The sequence below is a fragment of the Thermomonas aquatica genome (assembly GCF_006337105.1).
GTDB classification, from domain to species: Bacteria; Pseudomonadota; Gammaproteobacteria; order Xanthomonadales; family Xanthomonadaceae; genus Thermomonas; species Thermomonas aquatica.
Genome location: NZ_CP040871.1, coordinates 1,545,026 through 1,561,417, shown reverse-complemented (window position 1 = coordinate 1,561,417; position 16,392 = coordinate 1,545,026). Strand labels below are relative to the sequence as shown.

The 16,392-nt window shown below is 66.7% G+C and carries 14 protein-coding genes; 8 read left to right on the top strand and 6 right to left on the bottom strand.

Features of this window, described 5'->3' with window-relative positions; translation table 11 throughout:
* Nucleotides 1-18 precede the first annotated feature (18 nt).
* Nucleotides 19-1,041, bottom strand: coding sequence for a glycosyltransferase (locus tag FHQ07_RS07535; RefSeq protein WP_139716226.1), 1,023 nt, complete (start codon nt 1,039-1,041; stop codon nt 19-21).
* Between the two features lie 67 nt (nt 1,042-1,108).
* Between FHQ07_RS07535 and hslV the strand changes: the two genes are divergently transcribed.
* The 4 genes from hslV (at nt 1,109) to FHQ07_RS07515 (ending at nt 3,808) form a co-directional block, all read left to right on the top strand.
* On the top strand, nt 1,109-1,663 hold the full coding sequence (gene hslV / locus FHQ07_RS07530) for an ATP-dependent protease subunit HslV (protein WP_139716225.1): 555 nt from the start codon (nt 1,109-1,111) through the stop codon (nt 1,661-1,663).
* A 108-nt stretch (nt 1,664-1,771) separates the two neighbouring features.
* Nucleotides 1,772-3,163, top strand: a complete 1,392-nt coding sequence (gene hslU, locus FHQ07_RS07525) for an ATP-dependent protease ATPase subunit HslU (RefSeq protein ID WP_240703446.1) — start codon at nt 1,772-1,774, stop codon at nt 3,161-3,163.
* Between the two features lie 70 nt (nt 3,164-3,233).
* The gene (locus FHQ07_RS07520; RefSeq protein WP_139716224.1) at nt 3,234-3,509 is read left to right on the top strand and encodes a YlcI/YnfO family protein; all 276 of its coding nucleotides are present in this window, start codon (nt 3,234-3,236) and stop codon (nt 3,507-3,509) included.
* A complete protein-coding gene (locus FHQ07_RS07515) occupies nt 3,506-3,808 on the top strand; it encodes a type II toxin-antitoxin system RelE/ParE family toxin (RefSeq protein WP_139716223.1) in 303 nt (100 codons plus the stop codon). Before FHQ07_RS07520 ends, FHQ07_RS07515 begins: the two co-directional genes overlap by 4 nt.
* An 11-nt stretch (nt 3,809-3,819) precedes the next feature.
* Here the strand turns inward: FHQ07_RS07515 and FHQ07_RS07510 are convergent, their stop codons facing one another.
* Together FHQ07_RS07510 and FHQ07_RS07505 are read right to left on the bottom strand one after the other, a co-directional pair.
* Nucleotides 3,820-6,789 (bottom strand): DEAD/DEAH box helicase family protein, encoded by a 2,970-nt coding sequence (locus FHQ07_RS07510; protein WP_139716222.1) that lies wholly within the window; start codon nt 6,787-6,789, stop codon nt 3,820-3,822.
* A complete protein-coding gene (locus FHQ07_RS07505) occupies nt 6,786-8,861 on the bottom strand; it encodes a site-specific DNA-methyltransferase (RefSeq protein WP_139716221.1) in 2,076 nt (691 codons plus the stop codon). Before FHQ07_RS07505 ends, FHQ07_RS07510 begins: the two co-directional genes overlap by 4 nt.
* 105 nt (nt 8,862-8,966) lie before the next feature.
* Here FHQ07_RS07505 and FHQ07_RS07500 point away from each other — a divergent pair, with 105 nt between their 5' ends.
* Nucleotides 8,967-9,362, top strand: coding sequence for a transcriptional regulator (locus FHQ07_RS07500; RefSeq protein WP_139716220.1), 396 nt, complete (start codon nt 8,967-8,969; stop codon nt 9,360-9,362).
* Nucleotides 9,363-9,365: 3 nt separating this feature from the next.
* Here FHQ07_RS07500 and FHQ07_RS07495 read toward each other — a convergent pair whose 3' ends face one another.
* Entirely contained in the window at nt 9,366-10,184 is an 819-nt protein-coding gene (locus FHQ07_RS07495) for a D-hexose-6-phosphate mutarotase (protein ID WP_139716219.1), read from the bottom strand.
* Between the two features lie 49 nt (nt 10,185-10,233).
* Here FHQ07_RS07495 and ubiE point away from each other — a divergent pair, with 49 nt between their 5' ends.
* Together ubiE and FHQ07_RS07485 are read left to right on the top strand one after the other, a co-directional pair.
* Nucleotides 10,234-10,995, top strand: coding sequence for a bifunctional demethylmenaquinone methyltransferase/2-methoxy-6-polyprenyl-1,4-benzoquinol methylase UbiE (gene ubiE / locus FHQ07_RS07490; RefSeq protein WP_139716218.1), 762 nt, complete (start codon nt 10,234-10,236; stop codon nt 10,993-10,995).
* Nucleotides 10,996-10,998: 3 nt separating this feature from the next.
* Entirely contained in the window at nt 10,999-11,187 is a 189-nt protein-coding gene (locus tag FHQ07_RS07485; RefSeq protein ID WP_139716217.1) for a hypothetical protein, read from the top strand.
* Here FHQ07_RS07485 and FHQ07_RS07480 read toward each other — a convergent pair.
* Together FHQ07_RS07480 and FHQ07_RS07475 are read right to left on the bottom strand one after the other, a co-directional pair.
* The gene (locus FHQ07_RS07480) at nt 11,151-11,774 is read right to left on the bottom strand and encodes a DUF2306 domain-containing protein (RefSeq protein ID WP_206202301.1); all 624 of its coding nucleotides are present in this window, start codon (nt 11,772-11,774) and stop codon (nt 11,151-11,153) included. The genes FHQ07_RS07485 and FHQ07_RS07480 overlap by 37 nt on opposite strands.
* 34 nt (nt 11,775-11,808) lie before the next feature.
* Nucleotides 11,809-14,073, bottom strand: a complete 2,265-nt coding sequence (locus FHQ07_RS07475) for a carbohydrate binding family 9 domain-containing protein (protein ID WP_168191499.1) — start codon at nt 14,071-14,073, stop codon at nt 11,809-11,811.
* Between the two features lie 263 nt (nt 14,074-14,336).
* Between FHQ07_RS07475 and FHQ07_RS07470 the strand changes: the two genes are divergently transcribed.
* A complete protein-coding gene (locus FHQ07_RS07470) occupies nt 14,337-16,391 on the top strand; it encodes a M1 family metallopeptidase (RefSeq protein ID WP_139716215.1) in 2,055 nt (684 codons plus the stop codon).
* The last annotated feature ends 1 nt before the right edge of the window (nt 16,392 follow it).

Genomic DNA, 16,392 nt, shown 5'->3' with positions numbered 1-16,392 from the left:
TAACGAGATGCGCTTGATCTAGCGCCAATTGCCGGCGCCACCGAACGGCCGCAACGGCTGCAGGATGTGCCAGCTGTCGATCTCCAGCGCGCAATCGTAGCGTGCCTCCAGCCCGCGCCGCTGTGCATCGGCAACGAAGGCGTTGTAGTGGTCCTCGACCTGCTGCGCCCAGTCGTGCGCGTGCGATGCGTTGGCGGGATCGAAGGGCGGCGACAGGCGCAGGCATTGTTCGGCGTCCGGGTCGTTCGCGCCGGGAGCGCCTGCCGGGTCCGCGCCCGCTGCCGGTTTCGGCCGCAGCACGTGGCGGGCGCGCAGGCCCAGCGAAAACGCGTAATCGCGGTCCATCCCGCGCCGCTGCACCGCGCGCTGCGCGGCGGCGAAGCTGGCGCGCACCTGCCGCAGCCGGCTGCCTTGCGAGATCGAGGTGCGGCGGATCCGGTAGCGGTACAGCGATTTCGGCAGGTGCTCGACCGGGTAGCGTTCCGACATGCGCAGGCAGAAATCGTAGTCGGCGGAGACATCCATCGACGGGTCGAAGCCGCCGACCGCGCGATAGGCATCGCTGCGGGCCAGGCGGAAGTGGTAGGTCATGAATTCCAGCAGCAGCCGCTGCGGCGAATACGGCGTGCGGAAACGTCCGCCCAGGCCGAGTTCGCCGCCGTCCTCGTCGATCTCGACGTATTGCGAATAGGCCATGCCCAGCTGCGGACGTGCCTGCATGAACGCCAGCATCGAGGACAGCGCATCGGGCTCCAGCAGGTCGTCGCCGTCGAGCACGCCGACGTAGTCGCCGCGCGCGGCGTCGAGCGCCGACGACAGGGCGATGCCGACGCCATTGTTGCGGCCATTGCCAAGCAGGCGGAAGCGTGGATCGCGCCGCGAATACTCGGCGGCGATCTCGGCGCTGCCGTCGGTGGAGCCATCGTCCCACAGCAGGCATTCCCAGTGCGGGTGGTCCTGCGCCAGCAGGCTGTCCAGCGCCGCCGGCAGGAAGCGGGCGGTGTTCCAGACCGGGGTGGCGATGCTGACCAGTGGTTCCATGCGGCGGCGGTCCGTTCTTGAAGCCGGGGCCGACGGCCCCACATAGCCGGTTCCAACGGAGAAAACGATGGACCCCAGCCAGAACCCCACTGTATTCCACGCCACCACCATCGTGTCGGTGCGCCGCAACGGCCAGGTGGTGATCGCCGGCGACGGCCAGGTCACCCTGGGCCACACGGTGATGAAGGCCAACGCGCGCAAGGTGCGCCGGCTCGGCAAGGATGGCCGCGTGCTGGCCGGGTTCGCCGGCGCGGCGGCCGATGCCTTCACCCTGTTCGAATTGTTCGAGGCCAAGCTGGAGAAGCACAACGGCCAGCTGCTGCGCGCGGCGGTCGAGTTCGCCAAGGATTGGCGCACCGAGCGCCGCTTCGGCAAGCTGGAGGCGCTGCTGGCGCTGGCCGATGCCGAGACATCGCTGATCATCAGCGGCACCGGCGACGTGATCGAGCCGGAAGACGGCCTGATCGCGATCGGTTCCGGCGGCATGTATGCGCTGTCCGCGGCGCGCGCGCTGCTTGCGCATACCGAACTGGACGCCAAGTCCATCGCCACCGAGGCGCTGAACATCGCCGGCGACATCTGCATCTACACCAACCGCAACATCGTGGTCGAGCAGCTTTGACGTTCTGTCGCGGGCCATGCCGGCAGGGCAGGCCCCATCAAGACGCTCCCCGATACTCGCTTTGTTGATGGGGCCTGCCCCACCGGCATGGCTTACCAAGGATCCAGCATGACCGCACTCAAGATCGACACCACTTCGTCCAACATGACCCCGCGCGAGATCGTCGCCGAGCTCGACCGCCACATCGTCGGCCAGCACGCGGCCAAGCGCGCGGTGGCGATCGCCCTGCGCAACCGCTGGCGGCGCGCGCAGCTTGCGCCCGAGCTGCGCAACGAAGTGATGCCGAAGAACATCCTGATGATCGGCCCGACCGGCGTCGGCAAGACCGAGATCGCGCGCCGGCTGGCCACGCTGGCCAATGCGCCGTTCGTGAAGGTCGAGGCCACCCGCTTCACCGAGGTCGGCTACGTCGGCAAGGACGTCGAGCAGATCATCCGCGACCTCGCCGATACCGCGGTCAAGCTGTATCGCGGCCAGGCCAAGCAGCGCGTGCGCACCCAGGCCGAGGAGCGCGCCGAGGATCGCATCCTCGATGCGCTGCTGCCGAAGCGCGAGGCGGCGCCGACGTTCGGCTTCAACCCGAACGCGACCACCACGGTCGACATCGGCGCGGAGCCGTCTTCGCAGGAGTCCGCCACCCGGCAGAAGCTGCGCAAGCAGTTGCGCAGCGGCGAGCTGGACGAGCGCGAGATCGAACTGGAGCTGGCGATGAATGCCGGCATCGACATCATGACCCCGCCCGGCATGGAGGAGATGGGCCAGCAGCTGCGCCAGGTGTTCGGCCAGCTGTCCGGCGGCAAGACCCACAAGAAGGCGATGGCGATCAAGGCCGCGCGCCCGCTGCTGATCGAGGAAGAGGCCGGCAAGCTGGTCAACGAGGACGAGGTCCGCGAGGCCGCGATCGAGGCCTGCGAGCAGCACGGCATCGTGTTCATCGACGAGATCGACAAGGTCGCCAAGCGCAGCGAGGGCATGGGCGCCGACGTCAGCCGCGAAGGCGTGCAGCGCGACCTGCTGCCGCTGGTCGAGGGCAGCACGGTCAGCACCAAGTACGGGCCGGTGAAGACCGACCACATCCTGTTCATCGCCAGCGGCGCGTTCCACCTGGCCAAGCCCAGCGACCTGATTCCCGAGATGCAGGGCCGCTTCCCGATCCGGGTCGAGCTCGGCGCGCTCGGCAAGGACGACTTCGTGCGCATCCTCACCGAACCGAAGGCGGCATTGACCCGCCAGTACGTCGAGCTGATGGGCACCGAGGGCGTCGCGCTGTCGTTCGCGCCGGAGGCCATCGATCGCCTCGCCGAGATCGCCGCGCACGTCAACGAACGCCAGGAGAACATCGGCGCGCGCCGCCTGCACACCGTGCTGGAACGGCTGCTGGAAAGCCTGAGCTTCGAGGCGCCGGACAAGGGCGGCAGCCTGTCGATCGACCGCGCCTACGTCGATGCGCAGCTGGGCGGACTGGCGCAGGATCCGGATTTGAGCCGGTACATCCTGTGAGCGCGCCATGCTTGCCTTGTGGCAGGCATGGGTGCATCATGCATCGCAATTGCGATGCATGGAGCCAGCGATGAAAACCGCCACCATTCCCTCGCTGCGCGTGGAACCAGCGCTGCGCGAAGCCGCCGAATCGGTACTGCGCGAAGGCGAGACATTGTCCGGGTTCGTCGAGGCCTCGCTGCGCGCGCAAGTGCGCCAGCGGCAGTTGCGTGACGAATTCATCAAGCGTGGCCTGGCGTCGCTGGAGGAATCGAAGCGGACCGGCGTGTATTTCACGGTCGATGAATCCGTGGGCAAGCTGCGCGTCAAGCTGGAGCGGGCCAGGGCGAAGGCCGGCAAGGCGTGACATTCCGCGTCCTGTTGTCGGCGCATGCGGATGCCGACTTCGATCGGCTTTACGATTTCGTCCTCGAACGCGGCGACTGGGCCGAGGCCGAACGCGCGATCCGGACCATCGAAGCCGGGCTGGCATCGTTGCAGGACTTTCCGTATGCCTGCCGCAAGGCGGGCGAGGGTCATGACCCTTTCCTGCGCGAATTGCTGATCGGCTTCGGCGGAACCGGCTATGTGGTCCTGTACAGGATCGACGAGGACACGGTGACGGTTGCCGCGGTGCGGCACCAGCGGGAAGACGATTACTGCTGAGGCGGGCGCAGTCAGATCGCCAGCAACCCTTGGTCCACGTGGCTGGTCGCGGCACGTATGCGGCAGAACGCCAGCAACTCGGCCATGCGCGCATGCTTGCTGCGCCAGTCCTCGAACAGGCTTTCACCGACCAGCGCGTAATGCCATTCGCGGCCGTTGCGGTCGTAGGGCGGCAATTCGTTGATGCGTGAACACCAGGTGGCCGCTGCCCTGCGCTTGCGCTGGACGTTCGGGTGGCTGGTCTGTTGCTGCGCCTTGGTCTCGACCAGGTAGATCGCGTCCGCCGTGCGCACCATGAAGTCGGGGAAGTAGAACGCCGGCAAGCCATCCTCGCGCACGTACCGCAGGCGGACGAAGTCGTGCTTGTTCTCGCTGAGCTTGCAGAACGCTTCCACGCCGGCGTCGGATTGGCACCATTCGATGAAGGCGCGCTCCAGTCCACCACTGCGCGCCGGCCAGCCTTGGCGTGCATAGATACATTTGGTCACGTCCATCGACGTACTCTCGCGCAGGGTGATCCGTTCCACTTCGGACAGACGGCGATGGCGCACTTCGGTTTCGCCGGTTGTGCCGCGTGCTTCGGACTGGACCAATGCAAGCCCGAACACCTTGACGATGTGGTCGATCACCGGCTGCAACAGCAACAGCCGCCAGTTCTCTCCGGCGAACGGCTCGAACGGCTCGCGGAACAGGAACTCGCGGATGTAATCGTCCAGCGCCTGCGCCAGCACGGTGCTGTTGACCTGCATGTACGGCGTCGCCAGGTGCTCGGCGATGCGGTTGCCCCTCGGTAGCGGGTTGCTCAGCGCCTGTCCGACCCGGCGGGTCAGGCGCGACAGGTATTCGTTGTAGCCGCTGACGTTCATCACGCTGCCTTCGACGCGGTAGTCGCCGAACAGCGTGCTGCTCTGCAGGTCCTGCGAGACGAAGGTGTCGCCCTTGCCCAGCAGCGCGGACAGCGCGCTGCGCGGCATTTGGGTGAACGGCGGCAGCGAATCCAGCTCGATCGGCAGGTGTTCCAGGCTTTCGTCGACGTCGCGCAGGATGAAGGGAACGGCGAAGTCGAAGGCTTCCCAGCCATCGCGCCGTTCGACGGTGATCAAGTCGCCGACCGTCGAGCCGCCCTCATCATCTCCGGTTGTGCCGACCAGGCCATCCCGCATCAGTTCGTCGTAGAACTGCTCGAAGCGCGGATGCTCGACGATCGACAGGATGTCGATCAGGCTGCCGGGTTCCTCGCCGCGATCGATCCGCTCGCGGTTCTCGCGCTTGATGTCGTCGAATTCGGCGTCGCGCCACATCAGGCGCAGGCCGCGGCCGATGGTCTGTTCCAGCAGGATCTGCGCGCCGCTGGCGCGCAACGGCACGATCACGCAGATGTTGTTGACGTCGAAGCCCTCGCGCAGCATCAGCACGCTGACGATCACCCGCGGCTGCGCATGCCGGTCCACGTCGAACAGGCGCTGGCGCAGCGGCGCCCAGTCCTTCTCGCCGAGTTCGGCCTTCTTGCCCGAATCCACCGTCAGCACGTCATTGTCGTGCAGGCCTTCGTCGACCATGAATTGCGCGACCAGCGGGCTGACGTTGGTGTCCTCGCAGACCACCAGCATCTTCGGGTGGCGAGCGGGGTCGATGCCGCCGAAATCCTGTTCCAGCCGCTTCAGTTTCTGCAGGCCGGCGCGCAGCATGATGCGTTGGCCTTCCGACAGGCGCAGCGTTCCGTCGTCGTCGCGCTCGGCCTTGAACTCCAGGGATTCCAGCGGCACCGCGCCGATCTCGCGGCGCTTGTCCAGCACCAGCGATTTCACCAGCCCGGCGCGCATCGCCTGCTTCAGGTCGAAATCCGCCACGATGTGCGGGAACCAGACCTTGGTGCTGCCGGCGTTGCGTCCGCGCCCCGCGCGTTCGTTGTAGGGCGTGGCCGAGAAGTCCACCTGCACGAACCGCCGGCCCTTGCCTTCGGCGATCCGGCTCAGGCTCTTCTGCCATTCCACTTCGCCGGCCTCGCCGTCCTTCTTCAGATCGTGGATGTGGTGGGCTTCGTCGTTGAACACGACCAGGTCGGGCAATGCCTGCAGGAAGGCGATCACGCGGCCGCGCGCCCAGCGGTTGTCCAGCACTTCCAGGCTGTTGCCGGTGGCCCGGCCGGGCACCACCGGCAGGACGTGGCGGGCCACGTCGTGCGCCTCGGGCACGATGCCGGCCGTCTCCAGCAGTTCCTCGTCGGCTTCCGCCTCGGCCAGTTCCTCGCCGGTCTCCTGCAGCAGGTGCCAGTTGGTCACCGCCACCATGCCGTTGCCGGTCGCCTTCAGGCCGATGTCCTGCTTGGCGCAGAAGTTGCCCTGCACGAACTGGCGCACGCGTTCGCGGTAGGCGGGCGGCACGAACAGTTCCGCGTAGCGCTCGGTGTCGGAGGTCGAGAAGTCGCGCCCGTTGCCAGCTTCGCGTTCCTTGCCGACGAAGGCATCCAGCAAGCGCTCGTACACGATCAGCCCCGGCGCCACGATCAGGAAGCGCCGGCTGAAGCGCGGATCGTCGATGCCTTCCTCCAGCGCGGCGGTCTTGTTGAGCATCTGCCAGACCAGCAACGCCTGCAGCACCCAGGTCTTGCCGGTGCCGGTGGCCATCTTCAGGCAGTACTTGGGATGCGCGTGCTTGGGCTGCGAGACCTCCGCGAGTCGATCGCCAACCAGCAGTGCTTCGGCGCAGGCCTGTTCGTACAGTGCCTTGAGATCGGGGCTGCCCAGCACTTCATGCGCCACGATGGTGTTGAGGATCGCCTGCTGCTGGCCGGGATGGAAATTGAACGGGCGGGTCTGGCGCGCGTCTTCGCCGAACCACCAGCGCAGCAGTTCTGCGGTGGTCGGCGTGACCAGTTCGTACAGATCGGCGGTGTCGGAGGCCAGGCCGGTGCAGAGTTGATCGGCACGTTGGGTCAACGACTTGGCAAGCACCAGCGGGTCGTCGGGCTTGATGCTCACGCTCCGGCCACCGCCTTCACCACTTCGGCTTCGAAGCCGAACACGTCCACCACGCGCACGCAGATCCGCCGCTCGCCCGCCTTGCGCGGCACGCTGAAACTGGCGCGGTCGATCACCCGCAGCGCGTCGCCGTCGTTCGCGGTGTTGCCGCGGTAGTCCTGCCACACCGAGCGGAACACCTGGCCGTCGTAGTCCGGATCCACCGCCCAGTATTCGATCAGTGCCAGCGGCTCGACGTTCATCACCTTGAGCAGCTTCCTGCGATTGTCCTCGTCCAGGTTGATCGCCTCGGGCGAGAGCAGCACGTAGTTGTCCAGCGACACCTCGATGCGTTCCTGCCCATCGGCTTCCGCATGGCGCGTGACCGACTTCAGCTTGACGTATTGCAGGCTGGCGAAGCGCACCTGCCCGCGCAGCTTCTCGATGCCGCCCTTCTTGCGCAGGCGGTCCAGCAGGTCGGGCGGGATGACCAGCACTTCCAGCCTGTCGTCGTTGAGCGCGGCGATGCTCTGGCCGATGTTGGGCTCGAAGTTCCAGCCCAGCACCACCACCCGGTCCCAGCCGCCCAGCAGGTTGTCGCGCTGGGCGATGGCCTTGCGCAGGGTGGCGTCGCCGGTGAGCTTGCTGGGCGCGTCGACCAGCACCAGCGTCTTCCTGCCGGCGAAGCTCACGCTGCCCAGGTTGCGAAGCGGGTTGTCCTCCGGCTGCAGCGGCAGCGCGCCATAGAGCGACAGCACGATGGCGGACAGATCGCCGACGCGGTAGTTGCGGCCCAGGTGGGTCTTGGCGGTTTCGACGTGGTAGTCGCCGATGGCCTGGTACAGGAAGGGCTTGGCGTCCTGGTCGATCAGGCGCTTGCGCATGATCATGCAGGCGGGCTTGCCGATGTCGCTGGTGATCCAGCGGCGGCCGAGCTTTTCGGCGACAGCGGCAGTGGTGCCGGAGCCGCCGTTGAAGTCGGCGACGAGTCCGTTTTCGGGGCTTGAAGCTTGCACGATCCGTTGAAGCAATGCTTCTGGCTTCTGAGTGTTGTAGCCGACGTCCTCTGAGCGGTGATACGAACGCAACGGTTGGACATCGGCCCAGATGTCAGAAGCCGGCATTCCTTCGGAATCGTCAATAAATTTCTTGAGTCTCGGAATGCCGTTCCGAGTCCAGAAAATCCTGTTAAGGGCGATTGCCTTATCGATCCCTGTCTGATCGTACATCCAATGTCTGCCAGGTGGCGGCTCGATAATGCGGTCGCCGAATTTTCGGGCTGGACCTTGACCCGCACCTGATAGGTCGGCAGACATGAATTTCCTGCCATCGTCGTCCACGTAGCGGTAGTAGGACTCGACGTACGCTTCGTCGTACTTTTGGAAGACTGGATTGAGTCGTTCGCGACCACTCTTCGAGTAGAAATGAATCGTGTCGTGTACCGAGCCGTAAGCTGCCGCGTCCGAATGAGACGTTGTCCGCTTCCATATGATTTCGTTTCGGAAGTTTTCCTTTCCGAAAATTTCGTCCAGAACAAGCTTGACGTAATGCCCCACATGCCAATCCAGATGCACGTAGATCGACCCCGTCTCGGCCAATAGCTCCCGCATCAGGATCAACCGAGGCACGATCATCCGCAGGTACGACGCCGTGCCGTCGCTCCACGTGTCCGAATACGCGAATTGCTCAATGACCGTGGGGCGCTGCTCGATCTCCACGCCCGGCAACTGCACCTTGGTCCGGTAGTCCGCCTTCGAATCGAACGGCGGATCGATGTAGACGAGATCCACCGCGCCGCGCAGGCTGGGCGTGTCCTCGTCGCCGGCCAGCAGTGCGGCCATCGCATGCAGGTTGTCGCCGTAGATCAGGCGGTTCTTCCATGCATCGCCATCGGCGCCGGCATCGCCCAGGCGCGTCGCGCGTTGCGCCTGCGCGATCCAGTCGGCGGCGGACACGTCCTTGGACGGCAACACCCACTCGCGCGTCTGCAGCCGCACCCGGTGCCGGTTCTCCAGGCTCTCCAGGATGCGCTCGGCCTGCCGTCGCCCGCTGGCGACGATCTCCGGCAGTTCTTCGAGCAGGGACTTGGGCATCAACCCGGGGCGCAGGAAACAAGGCCTGCAATGAAAGCAAAACTTTCAGATCATTGAAAGCATATCTTTCACAATGAAAGTGCCACTTGCCTAACGTCCGAGCCCATGGACAAGGAGAAGGCGGCATTCGCGGCGCGCTTGCGTGGGGCGCTCGAGGCCAGGGGCATCGAGGCCAGCGCGGCGGTGCTCGAGAAGCGCTTCAATTCCCGCTACGACGGCGCGGCGGTCACCGCACAGGCGATCTCCGGCTGGCTCAATGGCAAATCCATGCCCAAGCAGGACAAGTTGCGGGTACTGGCGGCGCTCGTCGGCATGCAGCCGCACGAATTGCAGTTCGGCGGCAAGCCCGCGGTCGCGGAGGGCAAGGCCGATTGGACGCAGGCAATGGCCGCCCCGGATCGGGCGATGGTGGATGCCTACTTCAGCTTGCCTGTGCCGCAGCGCAAGCTGGTGCGGGACCTGATCGCCAGCCTGGCGCGCGCCTACGAAATCGCCGGCTGAACCTCAGCCCAGCAGCTGGCGTCCCCGCCAGCTTTCCCCCGGCGCCAGCACCACTGGCTGCAGCACCTGGCCGGCTTCGACGCAGGCGAAGCGGCGCCAATCGTCCGCGGCCAGGTCGCCGATCCGCGCGCCCAGGCGTTGGCCGGGGTTCCAGACGATGGCGTCGGCGAAGCCGTCCTGTTCGATCGCCAGCCGGCGCTCGCCTTCGACCAGCGCGAGCGGGGCGACCACGTCGCTGTAGATGCGGTCGGTTTCGTCGTCGAACCTGACGTCGTGGTCGTGCTGGCGGTGCAGGCTGCCGCCGTTGGCGCTGTCCTCGAAATCGCAGCCGTGCAGGCCTTCGATGGCGACTGCGGCGATCTCGTCGACGCGCAGGTAGGTGTGCAGCGCGGCGCTGAAGGCGAACGCGTCGTCGCCGGTGTTTTCGATCTCCAGTGCCAGCGCGAGCGTGGTTGCGGCGAGCGCGATGCGCAGGCGGGCACGGAACGGATGCGGCCAGGCGGGATCGCCGCCGTCGCCGCTCAACTCGAATACGGCGCCGCCGCCCTCGATCCCGGCGTAGCGCCACGCCGTGGCGCGGGCGAAGCCGTGCCTGGCCAGCGCGCCGCGTTCGCCGAACTGCGGGAAGATCACCGGGATGCCGCCGCGGATCGCGGCGCGGCCGTCGAACACCGCGCGTTCGGACAGGAACAGGCGCTCGCGGCCATCGGCCGGCCGCCACGACAGCACGTGGGCGCCGTGCAGGGCGACCAGCGCGGTCGCGCCTTCGGCGTCGATGCGGATGCAGGGCAGACTGCGGTATTCGGTGGGTTCGGCGTGCATCGGCGGAGTTTCGCACGCCGCCCGCGCGCGCCGATGCGATAATCGCCGCATGAGCGAATCCACTGACAAGCCCGGCACCACCCACTTCGGTTTCCGCGACGTGCCGGTGGCCGACAAGCAGAAGCTGGTGGGCGAGGTGTTCTCCTCGGTGGCCGGCAAGTACGACCTGATGAACGATGCGATGAGCCTCGGCATCCACCGGGTGTGGAAGCGCTACTTCGTCGCCACCGCGCAGGTGCGCAGGGGCGACCGCGTGCTCGACCTGGCCGGCGGCACCGGCGACATCGCCGCGTTGCTGAAGGAACGGGTGGGCGAGGCCGGCGAACTGGTGCTCGGCGACATCAACGGCGAGATGCTGCGCGTCGGCCGCGACCGCATGACCGACCGCGGCAACGTGCGCGGCTTCGAGTACGTGCAGTGCAACGCGGAGTCGCTGCCGTTCCCGGATGCGAGCTTCGACCTGGTCACCATCGCGTTCGGCCTGCGCAACGTCACCGACAAGGACGCCGGCCTGCGCGAGATGCTGCGCGTGCTCAAGCCGGGCGGACAGGCGCGGGTGCTGGAGTTCTCGGAAGTCACCGCCGACTGGTTCAAGCCGATCTACGACTTCCATTCGTTCAAGGTATTGCCGGCGCTGGGCAAGCTGTTTGCGGGCGATTCCGGCAGCTACCAGTACCTCGCCGAGTCGATCCGGAAGCATCCGCCGCAGGCGGAGCTGAAGGCGATGATGGAAGCGGCCGGGTTCGTGCGCTGCGATTACAAGAACCTGTCCGCCGGCATCGTCGCCATCCATACCGGCTACAAGGCGTAGGCCATGGTCGAGCCGCAGATGAAAAGCTTCCGCGAGAGCCCGTGGCGTTATTCGCAGTTCGCCATCCTCGGCCTGGTCGTGGCGGGGCTGGTGAAGTGGCTGAGTCCGCTGGGCTGGGTCGTGTCGCTGGTGATCGGCGCCGTGGTCGCCGTCGCCTACCTGCTGTTCGAGAAGAAGCGCGGCGTGATCTGACCCGCCAGGATCCATTCCGCCAACAGCAGGTTGGGGATCCAGCACAGCCAGGCGACGGCGGGGTAGGCGGTTGCGAACGGAATGCCGGAGATGCCGGACAGCGGCAACAGGATGCGCAAGCTCACGGCCGCAAGGGTCAGGGCGAAATTGCGCACGATCCAGCGGCGATGCGTCGCCACATCGCCGCGGCGGATCGCGCGGTACGCCTGCCAGCCGGTATAAAGCCAGGCGCTCGCCAGCCCGGCGAATCCGAGCTTCGCGACCGGGCCGCCGTAGGCGAAGCTGGCCATGTACAGCCCGGCCAGCCCGCCGAACCCGACCCCCACGCCGAGGTAGATCCGCCCTGAGATGCGATGCAGGCGCGGCCGCTTTCGGCGCAGCCGCTCGATGAACTGGAACGGCCCGAGCAGCAGCGCGATCGTCGCCGCGAACACGTGCGTGTAGATGCCGAGTTGATGCGCCTGGAAATTGGCGCGCATCTCCGGCCCGACGAACTCGCCCAGCGGGCGGAACCCGTAGGCGAGGATCGCGTAGGCGGCGATCAGCACCGCGAACACGTGCATGCAGGCGAAGGCGAGGCGTTTCATCGTGCCTGGATCAACTCGTGCCGGTGGCCGCGGGTTACGGCTGCCAGCCGTAGCTCAGCTTGAGGAACACGCTGCGGGTGTTGCCGAACAGGTCCGGGTTGTCGTCGTCCATGAACGCGCCGTAGGACGCGCCCGTGTACAGCGCGGTGCGCGGGTTGATCTTGTACGAATAGACCACCTGCGCCGCCCAGTCGCGCGCGGTTTGGTTGATCGTCTGCGCGTACAACGCCTGGTTGCGCTCCACCTCGCTGCCCTGCAGGGTCAGGCGCAGGCGCTGGCGCGGGTCGAACTGCCAACTGCCGCCGGCGTTGACCACGGTGGCGGTGAACGCGGTGCCGCCGTCGCGCGTCATCCGCTGGCGGATGACGTCCCAGTCCATCGCCAGGCCGCGGCCGATGTTCGCGTTGCCGTACAGCTCGACCATCGTGCGGTGGCCGGTCTTGTTGGCGTCGCGGTCGATCATGGTGCCGCTCTGCAGGTAGGCGCCGAGTTGCAGCTTGCCGTTCGGGCGGAAGTTGGCGTTGAGGTCGGCATAGCGTTCGTCGAACAGCCGGCCTTTCCAGTAGGCGACGCGGGTCATGCCGTGCAGGCGCATGAAGCTCTGCATCGGCCCGTTCACCCCGACCTGCGCCTCGAACTCGCGTTCCAGCAACTGGCCGTCGAAGCGATGGGTGACGTCCCAGTCGGCGTACAGGCTGATGCGCTCGAAGGCCTTGCCGTCGCGGTACCACATGCGCTGGCCGCCGAGCAGCGACTTGTCGTAGCCGACCATGCCGATGAAGCCGAGGTCGGCGCGGAAGCCGGGGTCGATCTCCTCGTGCCAGGCATCGAAGTTCCAGTTGCGGTTGCTGAAGCTGTACTGCGTGCGCCAGGCATCGCCGGACGGGGTGGCGTCGTTGCCGAGGTCGTTCTTGTAGAGGTCGACGATGGCGGCCGGGTATTCCGATTGGCTGTGCAGGAACTGCGCGGTCACGGTGTGCGCGCCCTTGCGCCAGCGCGCATCCGCGCCGGCCACGTTGTTGGCGTAGTCGTCGCCCTGGCGGAAGGTGCCGATCGCGCCGAGGCTGAAATCGTTGCTGATGTCGTGGCGATAGCGGGCCACCGCCACGTTCGCCTTTTCGTCGAGCGCCCGGAACCGCGAGCCCTGGGTGCCGGGGATCAGCACCTGCGGCGCGGCGTCGCGGGCGAGGATCGCGCCATAGGTGTTGCCGCCGTTGCGGCCGGTGACGCGCGCGCCGAAATCCGGATCGGCGATCTGCCGCGTGTACAGCACGTCGAACTGGCTGGTGAAGTAGTCCGCGCCTTCCAGGAAGAACGGCCGCTTCTCCTGGTAGAACAGGGCGAAGCTGTTGTTGACGTCGAGCTGCAGCTGGTCGGTCTCGACCTGGGAGAAATCCGGGTTGATCGTCGCGTTCAGGGTCATCGCCGGCGACGGCGCCCAGCTCACGTCGAGGCCGGGTTCGATCGAGCTGTCGCCGCTCTTCCAGGATTCGCCGGCGGCGTCGCGGAATTGCGGCTTGCCCATCGTCAACGTCGGCACGATCTCCAGGTTGCGGCCCTGCTGCGCGCCGGCCATGCCCTGGTACTTGCCCCATTCGCACTGGAAGCAGTTGGAATCGCGCGGCACCTTGTGGCTGGTCAGCTGGTGGCGCTTGTCGCGCGGCCAGTTGCGGAACAGCGAGATCCCCCATGTCTGTTCGCCGCCGCCGGTGGGGAAGCGCAGGGTCGAGAACGGGATGCGAATCTCGACGTCGTAACCCTCCGCGGTGAGCTGGCCGGCGCTTTCCCACAGGCCGTCCCAGCTGGCGTCTTCCTGGTTGTTGGTATTGGTCTCGTCGCGGATCAGGTCGGCCTGCACGCCATACGGGTTGACGATCAGTTCGTAGCCGCGGCGGTTGTCGTTGAAGGTGTCCATGAACACGCCGACCCAGTCGTCGTTGAACGCGGCATCGCGGTCGCGCAGGTGGGCGCGGATCTGCGACGGGTCGGGATCGGTCGCATGGAAGGCGAAGTAGATCGCGTCGGCGGTGTAGCCGATCCGCACCGTGGTCTTCGCCGGCGCCGGGGTGTTGTCGCCGGGCTGGATGTCGTAGGCGATCTCCTGCACCAGCGCGTTCGCCCATGCGGCATCGTCCAGCTTGCCGTCGATGGCGATCCCGCCCTGCAGTTGCGGGATGCGGCCGCCGGGGACGTAGGCGGCGGTGTCGGCGGGTGCCGCGGCCTGCTGGGCCTGGGCGAACGGGGCGCACAGCAGCAGGGCGGCAGTCAGGGCAAGCTTCTTCGGGGCAAGCGGTTTCAAGCGTCTCTCTCCGTGAGGCGTCGGTGTTGTTTCGAAGTTGTTGACGGATCGATGCGCGCCTGCGCCCGGGGGTTTGCATGACCAATGGCAGGGGCGCCGCGTGGGCCGGGTGCGGCGCAACGATGCGCAATCGCGCGCAGTGCTTGCAGTGCCGCAAGTGCGGATGCCGAAGGACATGTTGACGAAGGCCACGGGCCTGCATGCGGCGGGTAGACATGGGTGGCGCTAAACTCGGCGCTTCCCGCAAGTACAGGTCGATCCCCATGCGCCAGTTGCTGTTGTCCGCCTCGATAGCCACCGCCCTCAGCCTCGTCGCCGCCGGTTGCGAACGCAGCCCGAGCCCGGAGCCGGCGTCGGCCGCCACCGCGCAGCCGGCCGCCGCCGCGGAACAGGTCGTCGACGAACATTCCTATGCCGAGCCGGCCAAGGTGCGCACCACCGACCTGGCCCTGGACCTGGCGGTGGACTTCGCGAAGAAGACGCTCAGCGGCACCGCCACCTATTCGCTGGACTGGATCGACAAGGGCGCGAGCCAGCTGTTGCTGGATACCCGCGACATCAGCGTGCAGAAAGCCGAAGGCCTGGGCGCCGACGGCAAGTGGAGCGACCTGAAGTTCGGGCTGGCCGGCAAGGACCCGATCCTGGGCAGCAAGCTCACCATCGAAACCCCGACCCGCCCGGCCAAGGTGCGGGTGACCTATGCGACCTCGCCGGAAGCCTCCGGCCTGCAGTGGCTGGAACCGTCGATGACCGAGGGCAAGAAGCAGCCCTTCATGTTCAGCCAGTCGCAGCAGATCCACGCGCGTTCGTGGGTGCCGCTGCAGGACACGCCGCAGATCCGCTTCACCTACAGCGCGCACGTCACCGCGCCGAAGGACGCGATGGTGCTGATGAGCGCGGACAACGATCCGGCCGCGGCGCGCGACGGCGACTACACGTTCAAGATGCCGCAGAAGATCCCGTCCTACCTGCTCGCCATCGCCGCCGGCGACCTGGTGTTCAAGCCGATCAGCGACCGCAGCGGCGTGTGGGCGGAGCCGGCGATGGTGGACAAGGCCACCAGCGAATTCGCCGACACCGAGAAGATGATCGATACCGCGGAGAAGCTGTACGGCCCGTACCGCTGGGGCCGCTACGACCTGCTGGTGTTGCCGCCGTCGTTCCCGTACGGCGGCATGGAGAACCCGCGCCTGACCTTCGCCACGCCCACCGTGATCGTCGGCGACAAGTCGCTGGTGTCGCTGGTCGCGCACGAACTGGCGCACAGCTGGTCGGGCAACCTGGTCACCTTCGCCACCGACAAGGACGCCTGGCTCAACGAAGGCACCACCACCTACGTGCAGGGCCGCATCACCGAGGCCCTGTACGGCAAGGACATGGCCGACATGGAGGAAGTGATCGACCGCGACGAACTCAAGCAGGAGTTCAAGGACCTCGATCCCAAGCTGCAGCGCCTGTCGCTGAAGCCGGGCGACCTGGCCGATCCGGACAATTCGTCCAGCGCCACCGTCTACACCAAGGGCGCCTGGTTCCTGCAGTTCCTGGAACAGCGCTTCGGCCGCGACGTGTTCGATCCGTGGCTGAAGGGCTACTTCGACCACTTCGCCTTCCAGAGCATCACCACCGCGCAGTTCCGCGACTACCTGCAGAAGAACCTGATCGACAAGCACCCGGGCAAGGTGACCATGGCCGAAGTGGACGCGTGGCTGTACGAGCCGGGCATCCCGAACGGCGCGCCGGTGGTGGAGTCGGGCAAGTTCAGCACGGTCAATGCCGCGCGCATCGCCTGGTCGGGCAGCGGGCAATTGCCCAACCCGATGGTCACCGACGCATGGACCACGCAGGAATGGGTGCATTTCCTCGAGGGCATGCCGGACACGCTGAAGCCCGAGCAGCTCAAGCAACTCGACGAGGCCTACAAGTTCACCGGCACCGCCAATGGCGAGATCGCGATGCGCTGGTATCCGCTGGCCGAACGCAGCGGCTATGCCGATGCGCGCGCGGCGATGGGCGCGTTCCTGGAGCGGGTCGGCCGCCGCAAGCTGATCATGCCGGTGTACAAGGCGCTGGTGGCCACGCCCGGCGGCCTGGAATTCGCCAAGCAGGTGTTCGCCAAGGCGAAGCCCGGTTACCACCCGATCACCACCGGCTCGGTGCAGGAGGCGATCGCCAATGCCAAGCCGGTGGCGCCCGCCGCGCCGGAAGCGGGTACCGAGCCTGCCGAGGCGCCGAAACTCGGCAACCCGACCAAGCTGCCGACCGAGCTCTATCCGGTCGACCCGACCAAACCGGCGGCACCGCCCCCGGCGACGAAATAAG